The 21,191-nt window shown below is 39.3% G+C and carries 17 protein-coding genes and 1 pseudogene; 14 read left to right on the top strand and 4 right to left on the bottom strand.

The features are described 5' to 3' along the window. Positions 1-415 precede the first annotated feature (415 nt). Positions 416-2,971, bottom strand: a complete 2,556-nt coding sequence (locus tag QWZ01_RS09265) for a hypothetical protein (protein ID WP_290323026.1) — start codon at positions 2,969-2,971, stop codon at positions 416-418. A 690-nt stretch (positions 2,972-3,661) separates the two neighbouring features. On the opposite strand from QWZ01_RS09265, the gene QWZ01_RS09260 reads away from it, so the two are divergent. The 10 genes and pseudogenes from QWZ01_RS09260 to QWZ01_RS26000 all read left to right on the top strand — a co-directional run. Further along, positions 3,662-6,067 (top strand): GumC family protein, encoded by a 2,406-nt coding sequence (locus QWZ01_RS09260; protein ID WP_290323025.1) that lies wholly within the window; start codon positions 3,662-3,664, stop codon positions 6,065-6,067. A gap of 9 nt (positions 6,068-6,076) precedes the next feature. Next, positions 6,077-7,438, top strand: coding sequence for a lipopolysaccharide biosynthesis protein (locus tag QWZ01_RS09255; RefSeq protein ID WP_290323024.1), 1,362 nt, complete (start codon positions 6,077-6,079; stop codon positions 7,436-7,438). Positions 7,439-7,454: 16 nt separating this feature from the next. Further along, the gene (locus QWZ01_RS09250) at positions 7,455-8,144 is read left to right on the top strand and encodes a CatB-related O-acetyltransferase (protein ID WP_290323023.1); all 690 of its coding nucleotides are present in this window, start codon (positions 7,455-7,457) and stop codon (positions 8,142-8,144) included. Between the two features lie 54 nt (positions 8,145-8,198). Further along, positions 8,199-8,789, top strand: a complete 591-nt coding sequence (locus tag QWZ01_RS09245) for an acyltransferase (protein WP_290323022.1) — start codon at positions 8,199-8,201, stop codon at positions 8,787-8,789. 4 nt (positions 8,790-8,793) lie between these two features. Continuing rightward, positions 8,794-10,086: a hypothetical protein gene (locus tag QWZ01_RS09240; RefSeq protein WP_290323021.1), complete on the top strand. Its 1,293-nt coding sequence runs from the start codon at positions 8,794-8,796 to the stop codon at positions 10,084-10,086. A 9-nt stretch (positions 10,087-10,095) separates the two neighbouring features. Beyond that, complete coding sequence (locus tag QWZ01_RS09235; protein ID WP_290323020.1) at positions 10,096-10,854, top strand: glycosyltransferase family 2 protein; 759 nt, start codon at positions 10,096-10,098, stop codon at positions 10,852-10,854. A gap of 14 nt (positions 10,855-10,868) precedes the next feature. Further along, positions 10,869-12,167, top strand: coding sequence for a glycosyltransferase family 4 protein (locus QWZ01_RS09230; protein ID WP_290323019.1), 1,299 nt, complete (start codon positions 10,869-10,871; stop codon positions 12,165-12,167). A gap of 1 nt (position 12,168) precedes the next feature. Further along, positions 12,169-13,311, top strand: a complete 1,143-nt coding sequence (locus QWZ01_RS09225; protein ID WP_290323018.1) for a glycosyltransferase family 4 protein — start codon at positions 12,169-12,171, stop codon at positions 13,309-13,311. Next, positions 13,295-14,020, top strand: coding sequence for an acyltransferase (locus QWZ01_RS09220; RefSeq protein WP_290323017.1), 726 nt, complete (start codon positions 13,295-13,297; stop codon positions 14,018-14,020). Before QWZ01_RS09225 ends, QWZ01_RS09220 begins: the two co-directional genes overlap by 17 nt. 374 nt (positions 14,021-14,394) lie before the next feature. After that, positions 14,395-14,601: pseudogene (locus tag QWZ01_RS26000) on the top strand (acyltransferase); the annotation flags it as partial. Here the strand turns inward: QWZ01_RS26000 and QWZ01_RS09210 are convergent. After that, positions 14,598-15,263 (bottom strand): acyltransferase, encoded by a 666-nt coding sequence (locus tag QWZ01_RS09210; RefSeq protein ID WP_290323015.1) that lies wholly within the window; start codon positions 15,261-15,263, stop codon positions 14,598-14,600. The pseudogene QWZ01_RS26000 and the gene QWZ01_RS09210 overlap by 4 nt on opposite strands. Before the next feature lie 268 nt (positions 15,264-15,531). On the opposite strand from QWZ01_RS09210, the gene QWZ01_RS09205 reads away from it, so the two are divergent. From QWZ01_RS09205 to QWZ01_RS09195, 3 genes are all read left to right on the top strand, one after another. Continuing rightward, the gene (locus QWZ01_RS09205) at positions 15,532-16,683 is read left to right on the top strand and encodes a glycosyltransferase (RefSeq protein WP_290323014.1); all 1,152 of its coding nucleotides are present in this window, start codon (positions 15,532-15,534) and stop codon (positions 16,681-16,683) included. A gap of 19 nt (positions 16,684-16,702) precedes the next feature. Continuing rightward, a complete protein-coding gene (locus QWZ01_RS09200) occupies positions 16,703-17,512 on the top strand; it encodes a polysaccharide biosynthesis/export family protein (protein WP_290323013.1) in 810 nt (269 codons plus the stop codon). A gap of 179 nt (positions 17,513-17,691) precedes the next feature. After that, entirely contained in the window at positions 17,692-18,120 is a 429-nt protein-coding gene (locus tag QWZ01_RS09195) for a putative quinol monooxygenase (RefSeq protein WP_290323012.1), read from the top strand. Positions 18,121-18,241: 121 nt separating this feature from the next. On the opposite strand, the gene QWZ01_RS09190 is transcribed toward QWZ01_RS09195, so the two are convergent. Both QWZ01_RS09190 and QWZ01_RS09185 read right to left on the bottom strand, forming a co-directional pair. Then, a complete protein-coding gene (locus QWZ01_RS09190; RefSeq protein WP_290323011.1) occupies positions 18,242-19,480 on the bottom strand; it encodes an MFS transporter in 1,239 nt (412 codons plus the stop codon). A 26-nt stretch (positions 19,481-19,506) separates the two neighbouring features. After that, entirely contained in the window at positions 19,507-20,163 is a 657-nt protein-coding gene (locus QWZ01_RS09185; RefSeq protein WP_290323010.1) for a FadR/GntR family transcriptional regulator, read from the bottom strand. A 203-nt stretch (positions 20,164-20,366) separates the two neighbouring features. Between QWZ01_RS09185 and QWZ01_RS09180 the strand changes: the two genes are divergently transcribed. Next, complete coding sequence (locus tag QWZ01_RS09180; protein ID WP_290323009.1) at positions 20,367-21,176, top strand: SDR family oxidoreductase; 810 nt, start codon at positions 20,367-20,369, stop codon at positions 21,174-21,176. The last annotated feature ends 15 nt before the right edge of the window (positions 21,177-21,191 follow it).

Raw genomic sequence — 21,191 nt, 5'->3', positions numbered from 1 at the left:
TTGGGAGGCTGGAACTTTTCCATAAAAAATTGCATAGGTATAGTTTTTCATATTTTTTAAATAGGATCAGGTTAGCTGTAATTGAAAAAATACTACGTTGGTTTACAGTTTGTTGCTGGTTTATTTTTTATCAGATGAATAACTGATAAAAAATGAACTAACTGTAAACGGGATTAATAATTGGTTTTATTGGTAAACAGTTATATAGGTATAACTAATTAGTTTATGATAAATTTAATGTTAATTAATTGTTAAAAATAACATTAAGTTAATCTTAAACGTTTTCGTGAAAAAGTAATTTTGAGGATGGTGTTTTGAATTGAACTTACCAGGAAATTTGATGTTAAGCTTTTGGCAGCGAGAGAGTACGCTATTTCGTTTTAACAAAAAAGATGGGGTGCAATTGATTTGAAAATTATTCTGAAAGCTCACGATTGGTGAAGATCTCTGGGCCAAGACCACATTCGCGCAGGAGTTTAGCATTGTTGTAGGCCAGTTGTTTATACAGTTCCGGATCATGAGCCACAGCACCTGAATGGTTTATTAAGTGATAGATGGTGAATATTTTTGAAAATTTATTGCCTGATTTTTCTGATGCCTGATTTAGATATTTTATATAACCCGGAATTGCACTGTACTCCTGGTTTAATATAGCCTTTTTAATTTTCAAACCATAAAACGCTTGCTTCATGTATGGTGTAAACGAGTTTTCTTTGGTTTTAAACAATTCGGAAATGTTATCATGAATGGCTTTGAGCTCCTTTGTTTTTCCTAATAAAAAGAAGGAGTGAGCAATCAGCATCTTTGAAAAAAAGTTAAAACTGCTGGCTTCGCCTGTGTTTTTAGGATGTATCTGTTGCAACGAATGAAGGTATCTGAGCGTTTTACGTGGCTTTTGGCAAATTATTAATGTGTAACCCGCTAATAAATAAACAAGGTCATCTCCGGAGTTGTAGTTTTCGCTGGCTTGTTTAGGCGGATTAAAGTAAAAGCGAGTAACAGCGGCAAAGAAGTCGCGTTTAATTATACCGTACTTAAAAAAGTAATATATAGTAGTAAGGCAATCGGCCGGGCTTAAAACAAACTCCTGGTAATCTTCATGAGTAAAACCGTTGAGCTTGATCGAATAGCTTTCAAGTGATGCCATATCTAACTGAAACGCAGCTATAATGCCCAACGAGGTGTAGATAAGGATTTTTTTACGGTTTGAAAGATTGAACTTCAATAAGGATAACAACGTTTTTTTGTAATCCACGTTGATGTATTCAAGACCCAGGAAATAATAAAAGAGCCCATCGCTGCAATCATAGCTAAAATAATCACTTAATGATCCGGAAATGATTTGATTTGATGGGGGCGGGGTTTTATTAAACAGGTCGCCTAAAAACACAAGCAGCTCAGATTTTTCTTTCGGATTGAGATCAGCCTTAGGTAATAAGTTTAAATTTTGTTGCTGGCCATTTCTTATAGCATGCATAATGGCCCATTTAAGTATAGGCACCTTTAAATCATTATTTAAAAACTGCTGGTTAATTGCCTTCATTAACTGTGCATCAAAAGCATTGTTATTATCCTGTAACAATTTATTAGCTATGGCAAGCTCTAAAAAGTTATTATTGCCAAATTGAACATAGGTATTAAAGTTTGAATTGCTGCTATTATTAGTTTCTTTTAAAAAGCCTATACCCAATAGTTCTTTATAGGCCTGATTGTACTGGCCGAATAAGTAATTAACTTTTAGCTTATCTACATCATACTCCCGCTTTTTAAATTCCATGTTTTCAATAAGGCCTTTAATAAGCAGGGTTTTGTCTGCAGCGTAATGTCCCTGGTAAATTTTGTTGAATATGAAATTTGAAATAAGATCGTATATCGATGTATGATCAATGTTGCTCAGCGAAAAATTATCTTTATTCTGTTTGTAGTAAAACTGAAAATAAAGAGGGTGGTTAAAGTTATGGGCCACATCTGCAGGTATAGGTATCTGCATTTCGGGGTTTATCTTCAAACAAAGATCTTTTATCTCCTGTAAGTTAAACAGCGGCACGTTACTGTAAACAGATGGATCGGTAATGGTGCCGGTAAACCATTTCGGATGTTCATAGTCGAGGATGTGACGGTTGTTGATCCAGTTTGCCGAGCGCATGGTTACAATTAATTTGAACCATTTGTATGACTGATAAAATGAGAATATATCCATCAATTGGTCAAGCAAAAGCTGGAACCAGTTGTTTTTGAACATATGATCGTCAAGGCCGTCAATAATCAGGTAAAAAACACCCTCCTTACGTTTGTCATTATTTAACAGCGCTATAATATCCTCTTCCAGCGTATAACCTAATAATGCCAGCAGCCAGTCATTAAAATCCTTACCGCTGATAAGCACATTCATTAAGGCGTTGCTGCTGAAAAATAGAATAATATCATTGTTTCCAGAAGTAGCATTTAGAGTAAGCTTTTCGTCAACCCAATGGCATAGGGCCATGGTTTTGCCATAAGCCGGCGGAGCCATTAACACAGTGGCCGAATAGTCGCCTTTTAAAAACTCATCAAAGTGTTTATCCAGGAAGTTTCTTCGTATACTTTGATTAAATGGTATACCCGCTTTGTTTTTAAGAGCCTGCAAGGTGAAGTTGGTGATTTTTGCAGCCTTATGCGCCAGCGAATCCCAATCCATAGTTTCCTGATCGGTTTTCTGATATTGCTTATCCTGCTTTTCGCAAAAATCTATCCAGCCCTTGTAGCCGCAATAGTTTGATAGCACATCTATAGTAAACAGCGATGGCTTAAACTTACTGATGGCGAAGCCATATATGCGCTTCAAAGTTGTTTCGCTTACAGTTTGATTGGTTTTGGTTTTGATAAGCACTGAAAGCACTTTACAATCGCTGGCTTGTATACGGGTAAGTTGTGAGTTAGCTAAAACAGACGATTTTAATAATTCAAATAACTGGGATGAAAAGGCTGTCATTTTATTAAAAGTATCAGTATGCTTTAGATAGGATTTATTAGGTTTTAACAATGATATTCCTATCAGGCATTATAAGTTTTAGTTGATCTGCAAGTGTAATAATTATGAATGTATGTAATTTTATAGCTGAATATTTATTTAGTTTATTAATGAATAAAATGAATATGTGTTGTTTTGCTGTAATTAATTGATTAATAGTATTGTGTAAAGTATTTAGCTTTAAATTATAATATTAATTTTGAAATTATATGGTTATAAATAAATTGTATACTTAATTGTATACATATGCTTGCTTAGTAGTAGTTGGATAACCAAGTCCTCGTTTTGAAATGAAAAGCTTATTTTTTTTGCTCATTTTACTAAAAACCAGCTTAGCTGTATCATTTTAAGGCCTTCAGTATTGTTAAATATTCCTTATAGTTTTAGGTTGGTTCAATTTCCAAAAAACCAGCAAAATGCACATTTCATATTTGCTATAATAAATCACCTCTGTTTATTTTGTTCACAATTATAAATTCGTTCACATTGTTCATTCTCGCTGTTTCACCTTTGAATGGCCGCTTTTCACTTAACTTTCCGATAGCTTAAATCGTATTACTTGCCAGTTTGGTACATATAATCTGTATCAATAATTCATTTATAATAAGTAATTGATAACTATAGCTCATTGCATTTACATTTAGAAAACAGATGGATAACACAGACATTTTGGCCGAAAAACTTGATTTTACCTACAAGAAGGAAGAAGGGCCCAGCGACGTCAGAGGGCTCATCGCTTTATGCCTCAATTATTGGTATATTTTTGCTTTAAGCATTGCCGTATGCCTGGTTGCTTCATTCGTTTACATCCAGTATTATCCTAATCAATGGAGCATTGTTAGTAAGGTTATTGTTGAAGATGATCACAACGCCCCCGAAAAGGCACTCACCAATGGCATGAACTCAGATCTGGCTTCGCTTTTTGATATGAAAAGTAATGCCGATAACGAGGTCAAGATTCTGAAATCAACAAGTTTGCTTAACCGGGTGGTAGCCAAGCTTAATTTAAACGTACATGTGTTTGATAATAATGGCCTGCATGGTTTTCAAAGTAAGGAGATGTTTGAAAAAACACCTTTTAATGCTACAGTAACCTTTAACAAAAAAGAAATTAAACCCATCGGTTACAAGGTTAAAATACTGGACAACGAAAAGTTTCAGCTGATTAACAGTAAGGAAGATCTGGATATAACAGGAACATTCGGTAGCCCTGTTCAGTTAAATCAGTATACAGTTGCATTGAATAAAACGGAATACTTTAAACCATCGGGCAACTATAAATTAATGATCCAATCTGTAAAACAGGCCCAAAATGACCTGGCTTCCAACTTAAACGTTGGTTTGGATGATAAACAAGCTACCGTAATCAACCTGCAATTAGGTTACCAAAATCCAGACCGGGGCGAGTTGATATTACAAACGCTGATGGAGTTATACCTGCAAAGCAACCTGGCCAATAAAATACGCAAAGCCGATAGTACCATGAAGTTTATTGACACCCGGCTTGTTGTTGTTGGTGCCGAACTTAACAAGGTAGAGAAAAACCTGGAGCAGTATAAGGTTCAAAATAAAATCTCCGATATCAGCGCCCAGTCAAAGGCGCTTGTTGAAGGTGCAAATCAGTATCAAAATAAATTGAACGACAATTCGGTACAGCTGGCAGTTGTGAATGATCTGTACCGCTATGTTAATGATGCCAATAACCCTCAGGTGGTTCCAAGCTCGCTTATCACTAAAGATGTTGCATTTGGCTCGGCCATTAATGGTTACAATGAAATGCTGTTGCGCCGCGAACAATTAAAGCTAAACCTTACCGATAATAATAGTATTATCCAAAACCTTAACCAGCAAATTGAACTGGCCCGCAAATCTCTTATGGGCAGTATCAAAAACTACCGTAACAGTTTGGAGGTTTCGCAGGCAGCATTTGCCAAACAAAACTCATCCATTCAGAGCAAAATTTCAGATGCACCGGTTAAGGAGCGTATATATTTAGATTACTCAAGGCAGCAAAGCCTTAAACAGGACCTGTATTTATTCCTGCTTCAAAAAAGGGAAGAAACCGCAATTTCACAAACCGCAACCCTTTCAAGCGTGCGCATATTAGATAGTGCCGAAAGTGATGAAAGACCCTTTGCTCCAAAACAATCATTGATTTACCTGATAGGTTTGCTTGCCGGTATATTTTTACCGGTAACTGGCTTAAGTATTAAGGAAATGCTGAATATCCGTATCAACAGCAAAGCTGATATAGAAAAACACACCAGCGTGCCTTTACTCGGCGAGATAAGCAGAAATGTGAACAAAAACAAACAATTGATATATAATGATTTTCGTTCTATCATATCTGAAGAAATCAGGGCGGTGCGTACCAATCTGAAATACGTAACCGAAAAAGGAAAATCAAACGTAATCCTGTTTACCTCAAGCATGAGCGGCGAGGGTAAATCATTCATATCACTTAACTTGGGCAACTCTATTGCCATGTCGGGCAAAAAGGTGGTGTTGCTTGAGCTCGATTTGCGCAAGCCACGCCTGTTAAAAAATATCGGGGTTGATAATGATTATGGTTTTACCAATTATGTGATCTCAAATGAGGAAGATAGCATAGATAACCTGATCAAACCTTCAACCTTTAACGAGAATTTCTTTTTTATCTCTTCGGGTCCCATCCCTCCAAACCCTACTGAGCTGCTGATGAATGACAGGTTAAAAACCCTGATAGATGATCTGCGCACCAGGTTTGACTATGTAATTATTGACACCGCCCCGGTAGGCCTGGTATCTGATGCCCTCATCATTGAGGAGTTTGTAGATATTACCTGCTATGTGATTAGGCAAAACTATACCTACAAATCGCAACTGGGTATTGTAAACGATTTGCACAAGACCAAAAAGGCCAAACACCTTTATTTGATAGTGAATGATATTGAGCTTAAAAAGAACAGCATAACCGGCTACGGCCATGGTTATGGCCACTATGGTTATGAAGCCATTGAAGAAAAGCCGAATGCTATTGCATCCCTTTTTAGCAAAACCGAAAAAGTGACCGAATAATCAGTTGATATGTTACAAGCTATTCAAAGTAATATTCAAAGTTTTTTTTCAAAGGGACACGAGCGTTCTATAAAAGCTAAGAAAAATGTATTCCAATCGGTCATATTGAAAGTAGGCAGTGTGGCAATTTCATTATTGCTTATACCACTTACTATTAAATTTATTAATCCTACTCAATATGGTATTTGGTTAACGTTGAGCTCAATTATTACCTGGGCAGGCTTGTTTGATATGGGATTGGGTAACGGACTTAGGAATAAACTGGCCACCATGATCTCTCTTGGGGATGTTTCATCGGGCAAAAGCTATGTGAGCTCGGCTTACGCGCTATTGTTTATTATCTCAACGCTGATGTTTGTCATTTTTTACTTTGTAAATCCCTACATAAAATGGCAGCAAATACTTAATGCGCCTAATACGCCGGCAAGCTATCTGAGTACGGTGGTGCTGCTTGTTTTCGCGTTTTTTTGCTTTCAGTTTGTGATACAGCTAATTAATAATGTATTAACCGCCAACCAGGCCCCGGCCAAAACCGCAATCCTTAACTTACTCGGGCAAATAGCTTCGCTTTTGGCTCTATTATTTTTAATGCGGGTAAAACAAGGTCAATTGCTTGATGTGGTTATCATAATTGCAGGTCTGCCTTTGGTGGTATTGCTGGGCGGCAGCATATGGTATTACAGGGGAAACTACAGATCACTAACGCCGGGTTTTGCCCATATAAACTTTAAGCATGCCAAAGAGCTCTTAGGCGTAGGCGGTGGATTTTTCATTATTCAGATCAATGCCCTGGTTCTTTATGAAACAGATAATATTGTAATTACTCAATTATTTGGTCCTAAAGAAGTAACCACATTTAATGTAGTATACAAACTCTTTTCAATAGTACTTATACTTTTTGTAATGGTAATAACTCCTTTTTGGAGCGCATTTACAGAGGCGTACATAAAGGATGATTACACATGGATAAAAAACGCGATCGACAAAATAATCAAGCTCTGGATAGGGATGAGTTTTTGCTGCGTGTTGCTGCTTACTATATCGCCATGGCTTTATAATTTATGGTTGGGCAAAAGTATCTCTGTGCCTTTAAACCTGTCAATAGCCATGTGCTTATTTACCATAATTAATATATGGCAGGCAATATATGTTCAGCTTTTAAATGGGGTAGGTAAAATAAAGTTGCAACTATATCTCAGTACGGTTGGTGCGGCCATAAATATTCCATTGTCGGTTATGCTGTGCCGTTCATTTGGTATAGCTGGAGTAACGTGGGCAAACGTGATCATTTTTATCATTATGGGAATCGCTTTTTACGTTCAGGCAGATAAAATAATTAATAAAACAGCCACAGGAATTTTTAACGCCTAAAGGTTTAAAACGCAACATGAAACAATATATAGACAAATCGTTCATGACAAACCCGTTGGGTGAGTATTTGAAGTGGCTTACATGTAAAACAAATTATCAGTTGAAAAACTGGGGTAAGCATTTAAGAATAGGTTATTTAAGTGTAGTAAGTAATTGCAGTTTCGGTCATAATAATATTCTGGGAAGCCATTGCATGGTAATAAACAGTGTTATGGGCGATTTTTCGTACATCAACAGCTTTAGTTATGTACAACATACTACTATGGGAAAGTACTGTTCTATCGGGCCAAATGTAAAGATAGCTCCTGGTAAACACCCAACATCGGTTTTTGTAAGCACTCATCCGGTTACGTTCGGTAATCAGAAAAATCTAAAAAACTATACCAAAGAGCAAAAATTCAGCAATTATAAAAGGGTAACCATAGGTAATGATGTGTGGATATGTGCTAATGCAATCATTATTGACGGAATAACTATAGGTGACGGGGCAATTATAACTGCTAACTCTGTGGTGGTTAAAGATGTAGGAGCTTATGAGATTGTTGGTGGTAACCCGGCAAAATTACTCAAGAAACGCTTTGATGATAAGCAGATAGAATATTTACAGGATACCAAATGGTGGAACAATGATGAAATGTGGATGCGAAGCAATATTTCAAAGTTTTGGGATATTGAAAATTTTGTGGAATACTCTAACGTGGTTTAACTAATGCAGTTGATAAGAAAGTTTTATAGGTTGTTACGTGTTATTTATTACAAAATGGCACGCCTTTATTCATGGCCTGTAACCTGGTTTAAATTTCATTTAAACGGCGTGAAGTTCCATTCAGATTTCATCGGTTTTGGTATTCCAATATTGGATGTAAACTTGAAAGGAAGTTTTACTATTGGTAAAAAATTCCTGTTCAACAGCGGTAAATATCATGCCATGGGCGGGCGTCAGCAACAATGCTATTTTGTGGTGGCCAAAGGCGGGCAGTTAATTATTGGTAACAATGTGAGAGTTACATCGGTAGCCCTTATATGCCACAATAAAATAAGTGTAGGCAATAATGTGATGATCGGTATCAACACGGTTATTTATGATACTGATTTTCATTCCTTAAATCCACAAATGCGCAACAGTATTCCGGAGAGGGTAGTAGGCGTAAAATCAAAACCGGTAATTATTCATGACGGCGCATTTATAGGCGGTCATACCACTATTTTAAAAGGGGTCACGATTGGCAAAAACTCAATTGTTGGAGCCGGATCGGTAGTGTTTCATGATATCCCGGCCGAACAGGTATGGGCCGGTAACCCTGCACAGTATGTACGGGATACCTATAGTTATAACCATGTAACGGCTTGAAAACATGAATTTAAAAAATAAATTATATCCGTTTTTATTGCTAATGCTTATACTGGCATCTTTCTTCCACGTGCAGGCTGCCATATTTGCTATACCACTACTCATTATAGCAATGCCAATGGAGCATAAGTTAATGGTGCTAAAAACAGCTGGTCGGTTCGCTATTTTATGGGTACCCGCTATGTTAGGACTGATAGTAGGATATAAAAATAACACATACCTTATCTTGAAGGATCTCTATTACTTTTCTATACCTATATTATTTATTACCACAGGTGTTGTATTGGCTTATAGGCTAAGTATCGAAAGTTTTCTTAAAACACTTGTTTATGCAGGCGTATTAACATCTATACTGGTAACGGCTGTATCGGTATCATACATGGGCTTCAGTGCCTTATTTGACCCGTATTCTGCACATTATGCAATTGGAATTGTAGGTACACCTGTGCCCCCGATAGCATTAGCCTGTTTATTATTCAGTAAAAAATTTAATGTAAAGTTATTCAGCAGGTTTAGGTTTACTGTTTTTGTGGCAGCCAATGCATTTGGGGTATACATGTTTGCTTCCCGCACCTACACGGTAATGATGGCATTTTTTGTGTTGCTGCTGGTGGTTGATAAGATTAAACGGATTTGGATCATGCCTACAATATTTATGTTGGTAATGTTATTTACACTTTTGCCAACAGATCTGTTTAAAACAAAAACATCGGAAACCTTTATGGGGAAGATGCTGGGCTCATTCAATGAACTTAAAATGGGCGATTACAATACCGAGCAGGATATCAACATCAAATACCGGGGTTACGAATCATTTATGGCCGTTAAAAGTTACGCCGAAGGTGGTGCCGCCAATTGGATATTTGGCGGCCTGGGGAAACTGATTGATCTTAAAACTTTTGTGAGGCTGGGAGAGGATACAGATTTTCAATTTATACCTGTTTTGCATAACGGCTGGCTTTATATCCTGGTCAAAACAGGGATTATGGGCGTACTAACCTATATTCTTACATTTTTTGGCCTCATAACATCTACCTGGAAACGATATGCCGACGCCCGCGAAAGACCGGCGATCAGGTTGTTTGGCGCTTTGATAATTGGCTGTGTAATGAGCCTCATGTTCACTAATTATATAGTTACCTCTTTTTTCAATACAGAAATGAGCATAATAATGATAACGCTGGGGTATAGCTATGTTAATTTCAAATCATTGGTAAACAGGCTGCAACAACGTGAACAGGCCGCAATTCAGAAATACAAACAGGCAACAGCCTTAAAATTTGAACAAGCTTATTGATACTATACTATGGAGAATTTTACTGATATCCCTAAAGTAACCATAATTACGGTTGTTTATAATGCACAGGCTACTATTGAAGATACCATATTAAGTGTCATCAACCAAACTTATGCTAACCTCGAGTACATTATTGTAGATGGAGGATCAACTGATGGTACTTTAAAAATTATTGAAAAGTACCAAACCAAAATAGCACGTTTTATAAGCGAACCAGACAAAGGAATAGCAGATGGATTTAACAAAGGCATAGCTATGGCCACCGGTACCTGGATAGGCATGATCAACGCCGACGACTGGTATGCCCAAAATGCTGTTGAACTGATGATGAACAATGGCACGGCTGATGATGACGTGCGCTGCGGTAACATTATGCTTATTGGCGATAACGGCTTTGAACGCATCAAAAAAAGTAAAGTAAGCTGGCTCAATTTCGGCATGTACATTATGCACCCAACGTGTTTTATAAAAAGGGAGGTTTATCAGCAGGTAGGTAAATATGATATCCGCTTAAAGATAGCTATGGATTTTGATATGTTTTTGAGGATAAAAAGGAATGGGTTTAAAATCAGCTATATAGATGAATTAATAGCCCATATGCGTACAGCGGGTGTAAGCAGCGATGTGGTAAAAATGCATAAAGAAGAGTTAGCAGTGATGCACCGCAATTTAGCCGGACCGGCATACCTGGCATCATGGGCTTTTAATTACATGAACAGGCTGCGCTGGCGTTTTTTTTATAAAGATCCGTTCAGAACACAGGTATAATTAAATATTGAGCTTTGAAAAAAAAGTTACTCATATCGGCTTATGCTATATCTCCTTTCCGCGGATCAGAGTATGCCTCGGCGTGGAATACGGTAGTTCGTTTAGCTCAGGAACACGAGCTTTGGGTGATCTACGGTATGTCTGATGATTTCATGGGTGATACCCAAACCTTGCGTCAATATATCAAGGATAACCCAATGCCCAATGTGCAGTTTATAGAAGTGCAGCCGGGAGCAATTGCCAGGACAATAACCTTATTGGATAAAGCTGGTTTTGGCTGGTTCTTTTACTTTGCTTACTATCTGTGGCAAAAACAAGTGTACCAAACAGCACTTAAGGTTTTAGAAACCGTTGATATTAATGTATTGCACCAATTAGGTCCTATTGGCTTCAGAGAACCTGGTTTTTTGTGGCGCATTGATAAACCGATGGTTTGGGGACCTATTGGCGGCATGAATGTGATCGACCCTAAATTATTGGAAAGTAAACCCTTTTCAACAAGATTTAAGTATTCAGTTAAACACCTTATTAACATTATTCAGCTTAACTCTCCAAGAATTAAAAAGGCATTTGGGCAATCTGGAGTTTTAATAGCTGCAACTAAAAACGGGCAGCGTACCATAGCGCAAAGGTTTGGCCGCGAGAGCTATTATTTACCCGATACTTCGGTTTTAAATGAGCCATCGCTTGATCAGGAAAAATTTAAAACCATCCATGAGCGCGTGCAATTGGTATGGTCTGGAAGCCACATCGCCCGTAAAAATCTGGAGATGTGCCTTGATGCGCTGGCTGCTACAAAACAAAATAATTGGGTTTTAAATGTATTAGGTACCGGACCTCTTACAGCTTCTCTGCAAAAAAAGGCTGTCGACCTTAATATAGCCGATCGGGTGATATGGCATGGGCATTTAAAAAGAGATATTGCTGTACAGGTGATGGCGGCAGCTCACCTGCATATTATCACCAGTATTGCAGAAGATAATCCTGCTGTAGTTTTTGAGGCAATGAGTTATGGAGTACCCACCCTAACACTTGATCACTGCGGTATGGGAGATGTGATTAACAGCCAAAACGGCATCAAAATAAAGCTGGATACCAATAGCAATATGGTTAACAATATGAGCGCGGCCCTTAATGACATTTTGGAGCATCCGTACAAACTGGTTGAGCTTGCACAAACCACGTTGCTATGCGCTGCAGATCATGCCTGGGACAAACGCCTTGCGAAGCTCAACAGTATTTATGATCATGCTATAGCGCTGCGTACCAAACGTTATAATTCATCATTTGAACCAACTATAATAACCGCCTGATATGCTTACCGATAACAGTCAAAAAAAGATAAAGTTAGGTATTGATGCCAAGTGGTTCTTCAAGGGGCCTCCAAGCGGTACTATGGTAGTAAAAAACCTGGTTAATCAAATGGTGAGCCAGCACGATGAACAGTTTGAGCTTTATCTGCTCATCACCCGCGATTGCAAGAAGGAGGCACTTGCACATTTCCCATCGTGGGTTAAGCTTATTTTTTTGCCGGTTATCCCCAACATGATCTCAAACACTGTGCTTTTACCCCTAATTGCCCGCCTTTATGGTTTAGAAGCTATGCTGTTTCAAAACTTCAACAGTTTATGGCCCAATAAGCTGCGCAAAATAGTTTATATACATGATGTTTTGTTTTTGGATTACCCCGAATACTTTTCCGATTCGGAACTAATGTATTTCAAAAGAATGAAACGCCTTGCCGCCGCAGCCGATATGATCATTACCATATCCAATTCGGAAAAGGAACGACTGGTAAAAAATAATGTAGCTAGCGATAACCGGATAGCGGTGGTTTACCACGGCATTAACCCTGATTTTAAAACAAAGGCCAGTTACCCTGGCGAGATGTTAAGCGCTCTTTCATTAAAATACAATTTACCTAAAAGATACTTGCTTTATGTGGGCCGCATCAACATTCGTAAAAATATTGCCCGCCTGGTGAGTGCCATGAATCTACTTAAGGATAAAAACATTAAGCTGGTGATTGTTGGCGGGCTTGGGGCTGATACCACATTGCTAAGGAGTCAGATAGCTACCGAAGGACTTTCAGACAGGGTGATATTTACAGGGCATGTTCCCGAAAACGACCTTTACCTGATATATGCCAATGCCACAGTGTTTTGTTTCCCTTCGTATGCAGAAGGCTTTGGGCTGCCGCCACTGGAAGCCATGAAATGTGGTGTACCGGTAATTGTATCAAAACGAACCGCCATGCCCGAGGTTTGCGGAGATGCGGCTATCTACATCGATCCGGACAATACGGCGGATATAGCCGAAAAAATAGACTTTTTGTTAACCGATCAAAACCTGTATAAAGAAAAGGTTGAGCAGGGAATTAACCATGCGGGTAAATTCTCATGGCAAATATCAGCAAATGGAATACTAAAATTAATTGGTGATGCATACAATAATTGAAAAGGTAATACGCAAACTCAAAAACAATCCCGATTATAAATTCGAGAACGATTATAGTTTCAGGGAGCTGTCGGTTATTTTATGGGCGAGGGGCACTCAATTATCTCGCGGTGCCTTTAAACGGATATGGTTTAAACAATCAAGCGGTTTGGTTTTTATAGGCTCGCATGTGAGTATAAATCACCGATACCTTATATCGGCAGGCAAAAACCTCATCATTGAAGATAATGTGTATATCAACGCCTTATCATCTGAAGGGATAATCATCAAAAACAACGTTTCGATAGCCCGCAACTGTACGCTTATCTGTACCGGGGTAATAGCGCAAAAGGGTAAAGGGATCATCATTGGTAACAACAGCGGTATTAATGCCGGTACCTATCTGGGCGGCCAGGGTGGTATTGAAATTGGGGATAACGTGATCATTGGCCCCGGTGTTAAGATATTTTCTGAAAATCATAATTTCTCTGATTTTAGTCTCAACATTAAAGATCAGGGCGTAACCCGTAACGGCGTTTTTATTGACGATAACTGCTGGATAGGCGCCGGAGTAACCATACTGGCAGGGGTAACCATTGGCCGCGGCTGTGTAATTGCCGCAGGCAGCATTGTAACCAAATCTGTAATGCCGCATTCTATAATTGCCGGGGTACCTGGCCGGGTGCTAAAAAAACGTGGTGAGTTTTATGCTGAAGAAGTAACGATATAAGCCTATGACAATAAAACACTTTATAAACTATTATAATGATCAGAAATAGCATCATGAAACTCAGGGGCTCAATTATTTATTTAGTTTGCGGTGTTATTGGCTGGTTGCCTTTTCATACGCTGAGGATCTTGTTACTGCGTGCCTTAAAGGCAAAAATAAGTTGGAAGGTTGGCCTGTACCGTGGTTTTGAGGTACGGAGCCCCTGGAAACTGAAAATAGACAAGGGTGCCATAGTTGGGCATAATGCCCTGCTTGATGCGCGCATGGGCCTCACCATAGGCCGTAACGTGAACATCAGCAATGAGGTAATGATCTGGACACTGCACCACGATTATAACAGTGCCGAATTTGCTCAAATAGGGCAGCCCGTAGTTATTGAAGATTATGCCTGGTTATGCTCACGCTCGGTGATCTTGCCGGGAGTTACCATAGGTAAGGGTGCCGTGGTTGCGGCTGGTGCGGTTGTTACTCGTGATGTGCAGCCGTATACTGTAGTAGGTGGGGTGCCTGCCAAATTAATAGCCTTTAGGAACGAAAACCTGACCTATGATTTAAGCGACGCGGTTTTGCCTGTTATTTAATTCCACCATTTGATGTTTGATTTTAATACCCGCATCGGGCTTCCGCCAAATATGGAATTTTCGCCTGTTAATTTTTTGGTAACCATTGAGTTTGCGGCTACCACGCTGCCTTGAGGTATTACCGATCCCTTTAAAATTGTGCATTTGCAACCTACCCAAACACTATCGCCAATAATAATTTCCTTAGGATGATTGAATACCTGACCGGTTTCATCTGCAATATGATGAAAATCGGTATCCATTATTAATGATTCCCATGAAATGATGCTGTGGTTGCCTATCTCAATTTTTTTAGCAGCAACAATGGCGCATTCAGTGCTCATGTAAAAATCATCACCAAAAATGAGTTCAGCGTTTTGGGCCACACTTATTTTACACCCATGCGCGATAAAGGCCCGGCCATTAAAAATAATATCACCATGAACCTCCCACACTGCCCTTGATCTTTTAAAATCGGTAATACCGATAGCACCGTAGCCAATTTGTATCAACGCGGTTTTAATGGGGGCGTTAATGATCACCCTGCCTTTGGTTTTATGTAAAAAAACATTGTTTGAAATTAAAACCGGGAATTTAATAGCGGTTTTAAAAGGGAAATACCTGAAATTGAAAATAACAGACTTTATATTAATTCGCTTGAGGAATTTTAATGCTTTAGTCATTGCAGTTAATTTTTGGGGGTTTTAAAACATATAGGTATGCCAAATTTTTCCTCAAAATATACAATGCCCGGGGTTAATTCCTCTACTTATCGGTTTGTTTTATTCACGCTTAAAATTTTTGTTCACTTTGTTCACATAGGCCTAAAATGAAGCTTTTAAACCTGCTTGTACGTATAATTATGCATGGTATAATTCACAGATGTTAATTATAACCCCGGTTTTTTTAAAAATTGATAAACAATTAATCAAATACTAAATATATGAAATTATGCGTGTAGCAATCATTGGAACCAGGGGAATTCCGAATTATTACGGAGCCTCTGAACAATGTGCCGCGCATTTAGCGGCTGGTTTGGTAAAAAAAGGTTATGAAGTAGTTGTTTACAGCGCGCATGATCGTCCTTATCAGGCAAAAAGCCGGAGATCGGTATTTGTAAACCATCAACATAATGCGGGAGGTAAGCTCGGGATAGCCGGTAGGTTCATATATCAATTTAATTGCATTAAAGAATTAAGAAAAAAGAAATTTGATATTGTTTTGCACCTTGGATATACCACCAATTCATTGTTGGGATGGTTTTTGCCAAAAAATACGATTGTTACAACAAATATCAGTGAAGTTGCAGGAGCAAGGTTTAAACATGCCAAAGCCGTTTGGCCATTATTAAAGCTTGCCGAAAAGATGGCTGTAAAGTACAGCGATTTTTTAATAGCCAACTCAGCAGAAACACAAAAGTATATTGAAAGCACATATCGTAAAAAGGTAAGTTTTATAAACTATGGTGTAAAAATATTTGACCGGCCCGATTTATCGATACTTGATAAATTTAAAGTTAAGATGCACCAGTATGATCTGTTGGTAGCTCCGATACAAGTTAAAAACAATATTGAAACCATTTTAGATGGCGTAGTTAAGACCTACACCGGGCGCGGCTTTTTAGTAGTAGGGAATACCGATAATAATTATGGCATTTATTTGAGGGCTAAGTTTCAGCATAATAAAAATATCATGTTTTGCGAAGCGGTAGATAACATTGGTGAGCTCGATAGTTTGCGGTACTATTCAAATCTTTATTTTCATGAACATACGGCAGGCTATAACAAGCCGGTTTTGTTAGAAGCCATGGCATCAAACAGTGTTATTTGCTCGGCCGATAATGAGTTTAACCGCGCTGTTCTTGGAAAGGATGCCTTCTATTTTTCAAATGCCCTTGATGTAGCCGCCCACCTGCTTCATGTGAATAAAACAGATACGCGGTGCAGGGATATGCTGAAAAACAATGAACAAAAGATAAAAGCCTTTTACTCGTGCGATGCCAGTGTAAACGCTCACGCGGCTCATTTTGAATCAATTTTAGCAAAACAACCAGAAGTTTATCAACCCGAAATGGTTGTTGATCAGGAAGTATCATTCTCTTAGAAAAATTTATAATATCCAAATGCGTATAACCAAACTACTTACCTATTTGCCTGTAATTTACACGCTTAGTGCCCTTGTTGTGTTATTAAGCTCATGTTCAACCAAACAGAACCAGGCCTATTTTGAAAGAAATTCCGGAGCACCGCAAACGCCTGCTAAAACAGAAGATTATCAGCCGATAGAGTATAAGATAAAATCGGGCGATCTACTGCAGATCAGAAACCTTCAGAGCATCAAACTCATTACAGATGAGGCTACTTCAACAAGCATGCCGGAGGTTGGGGCTTCGGCTGGTACCGGTTCGCAAGCACTCAGTTACCAGGTTGAAACCGATGGTACCATAGCTTTACCTGTAATTGGCCGTGTACCGGTTGCGGGTTTATCAAGGCTGGAAACCTCCAAAAAAATAGATGAGCTTTATCGTCAAAATGTACTTAAAAACCCCATTATTGAGGTTAAGGTGGTAAACCTGAAAGCTACATTGATGGGCGAGATAAAGAAACCCGGTAATTATCCTTTACTGAAAGACGAAACTACCTTGATGGAAATATTGGGTGAGGCTGGCGGACTTACCGAAAAAGGGAATGAGAAAAAAGTTAAAATATTAAGGGGAGGGGGGCTGCAAAGCAAACAGATAATTGAGGTTGATTTGGATGATGTTGCCACTTTATCAAACCCGTCAACAATTATTCAAAACCAGGACATTATTTATGTAGAACAAAACAAGCGTACAATACGTAATGAAAAATGGCAAACCCTGACAACCATTGCACAGCCCGCGTTGCTGTTGCTGAACACTGCCCTGATCATATTAACGCTCAGAAAATAATTTAACCTAAGCCTATACCTAATCACTATAGAATTCTGCTAAGAAAATCCCCGGGTACTGCTGTCCGGGGATTTCTTATTTAAGTACGGCTGATGTATTTAGAAAAGAAAAAGTTGTTACCATTTCACATGCTTGCCGTAGCAAGTGTGGATGTTTATATTTGATAAAACACCTGTAGCATGAATACTTTTAAAACCGTTATAAAAAGGCAACCAAACGCTGGCTGGCGAATGTTACTTGTTGCCCTGGGAATACTTTCGCTTTCATTTAATAACAAAGCAATGGCACAGCAGAAAAAACAAATGGTGAGGCTGGCAAAAATTGAGGTTGATCCCGCCCAGCTGGAAAAATACAATACTGCTTTAAAAGAGCAAATGAGCGCCGCCATTAACGTTGAACCGGGAGTGTTAACCTATTATGCTGTTGCCGATAAAAACGCACCATCGCATATCACCATACTTGAAATATATGCCGATACTGCCGCGTACAAATTACATATAACAACACCTCATTTTAAAAAGTACAAGGAAACTGTTCAAAATATGGTTAAATCACTGGAGCTGGTTGATGTTGACCTAATTGCAGCAGCCAAGAAACCTGATAGGTAATGCTTATGCTTGCAGTAGCGATGGCCTGTCATCCTGAGCTTGTTGAAGGGTAGGCGCAGAGGCCCGCCCACCATGTTTCGACAAACTACCCATGACACCGCCTGGTGTTAACAAGTTTTGGTTATGCACCTGCCGCTTTCTTCTTTTTTACTTCTATGTTGGGTAAAAATGCTGTTAATATCCCGATAAGCGGTAAAAACGCGCATACATGGAAAACATAGTTTATGCTGGTGCTATCGGCCAGTTTACCCAATATGGCCGAGCCTAAGCCACCCATGCCAAAGGCGAATCCGAAAAACAAACCGGCTATTGTACCCACTTTCCCTGGCATCAGCTCTTGTGCATAAACCAGTATGGCCGAAAATGCTGAGGATATAATAAGTCCGATAAATACGGAAAGAATAGTTGTCCAGAACAGGTTGGCATAAGGCAGTAGCATGGTAAAGGGAGCTACGCCAAGTATAGATATCCAAATGATGTATTTACGGCCAAACCTATCGCCCAGCGGCCCTCCAGCCATAGTTCCCGCAGCAACTGCACCCAGGAAAATGAATAGCTGTATCTGCGAAGCCTGAACACTCAAATGAAATTTATCTATCAGGAAAAAAGTATAGTAGCTGGTAATGCTGGCCAGGTAAAAATATTTGGAAAAAATAAGTACGATAAGAATACCCAATGAAACCGATACCCGTGTTGGCGACAGGCTGTGGTGTTTTTCGGTAGGCAATTTAACTGCCTTGGTTTTGGTTACAGAAACACCTTTGTACCAGTGGCCAATGTAAAAAAGTATAACAATGGCAAGCAGGGCTACCAATGAAAACCACATTACGCTGCCCTGGCCAAACGGAACCACGATAAGCGCCGCCAATAACGGACCTAAGGCACTGCCCGCGTTACCGCCCAGCTGGAAAATAGATTGTGCCAGCCCGCGCTTACCACCCGATGCCATGTGTGCCACCCTTGAAGATTCGGGATGAAAAATTGACGACCCGATGCCGATGAGCATTACCGATAACAATATCCAGTAAAAACCCGATGCCAGGGCCAGGCAAACCAATCCCATTAAGGTAAAGCCCATGCCTACCGATAGCGAGTAGGGCTTAGGTTTTTTATCGGTATACATACCCACAAAAGGTTGCAGCAGCGAGGCCGAAAGCTGATAGGTTAACGTTACCAGGCCAATATCGCTGAAACTCAAATGATAGTTGGTTTTAATAAGCGGATAAATAGAAGGGATTACCGATTGCAGCATATCATTGAGCAGGTGCGACAGGCTGATAGTAAACAATATGGAATAAACCGTTTTTTCGGCTACGGTTTTGGTTTGTTCTAAAGGTTCGGATAGTGAATTATTCGTCATATCATCTGATGAATTAAGGTAAAAAATTATCGTATTATAATTTGGGCTATACAGTCCCATGCTTTTTTCTCGTCACGGTCTTTTATGCTTTCGTAAAGTTCTTCATGAAGCGTATCCTGAAATATGCTCACATCAGGGTATGCACTCATAAACCAGCTTTTTAACTGTATACAAAACGATTGGTACAGATCGGTAAGTATTGGGTTACCGGCAGCTTCGGCAATGCTCATGTGAAAATCAATATCTGCCTGCACACAATCTTCCAATGATCCGGCGCCATGAGCCATAGCGGTACGTTTATCAAGTGCTGCTTTTATCTTTTTCAGATCCTCGTTTGTGCGGTTGGCTGCTGCTTTTTCGGCTATCTTCATTTCAAGCAACCGGCGTACCTCGTCAAGATCGGGTGCTTCGGCGCGTTTTAAACGCTGATGAAATGGCTCGGTAATGCCTGCAGGAGCTTCAATAAAAGTACCAACACCCTGTTGTACTCTGAGCAAGCCCGAGTTGGCCAAAATACGGATGGCTTCGCGCACGGATGAGCGGCCCACGCCAAACTGCTTCATGAGTTCGGGTTCGGTGGGTAATTGTTCATCTGCTTTGTAAGTGCCTTTGGTTATGGCAGTTCGCAACTGGTCGGCAACTTCTTCGGCAAGGGATCTTTTATTTATTAGCGACATCATCATATCATCTGATGATTAAAGGTAGAGATTTATCCATTAAAGCCAAATTTTTATTTAAAATGGCCAAAAAAATTGCATTTCCTTAACCGAATTTGGTGATAGTTTTGCCTTTAGGTTTGTGCGGCATTATACTAACTTTGCGTCCGGCATTTTTGCAGCCACGTACAATTTAGTTTCCTACATACCTTAAATAATTTAAACAAAAAATGAAAAAAGTAATTCTGGTAACCGGAGCATCATCTGGTTTGGGTTTAGCTACAGCCAATGCACTTTCTGCTCAGGGACATACAGTTTATGGCACCAGCCGCGATTTAAAGCGCATCAAAAATGTGTCGTTCACTCCGCTTGAAATGGATGTAACTGACGATGCATCGGTGAACGCAGCTGTTGCAAAGATCATTAAAGCCAAAGGCCATATAGATGTACTGGTAAACAATGCAGGTAACGGTATTACCGGCCCATTGTATGCCATGCCAGTAGATTCGGCAAAGAAACAATTTGAGGTAAACTTTTTTGGTGTTGTACGTGTAAGCAGCGCCGTTTTGCCAGGCATGATTGAAAGAAAACAAGGTTTGGTTATTAATATTGGTTCATTGGCTGGCTTATTTGGTTTGCCATACCAAGGTTTATACAGTGCTTCAAAATTTGCTATTGAGGGCTACTCACAAAGCTTGCGTATGGAATTGCAAAATACTGGTGTAAAAGTTTCTGTAATTAACCCTGGTGATTTTAAAACCGACTTTACCGGCAGCCGCGAAAAATTACCATTCACCATTGCAAACGAGCAGTTGAAAAAAGAATTTGAAGCCGCCGTAGCCAGCATGGAAAAAGATGAAAGCATTGGTGGCGATGCCAGCAAAGTGGCCAATCAGGTTTGTAAAATAGTTGCAAAATCAAAGCCTGCACATAATTACCTGGTGGGCGCGTTTGGCCAAACCATTGTACCTACGCTGAAAGCCATATTGCCAGGATCTATCTTTGTTAAATTGATGAATGATCACTACGGTATAAAATAAGGCTTGATTGCTGAT

It is taken from the genome of Mucilaginibacter aquaedulcis (assembly GCF_030409325.1).
GTDB classification, from domain to species: Bacteria; Bacteroidota; Bacteroidia; order Sphingobacteriales; family Sphingobacteriaceae; genus Mucilaginibacter; species Mucilaginibacter aquaedulcis.
The sequence above is the reverse complement of the archived record's forward strand: the minus strand, read 5'-3'. Positions and strand labels throughout refer to the sequence as shown.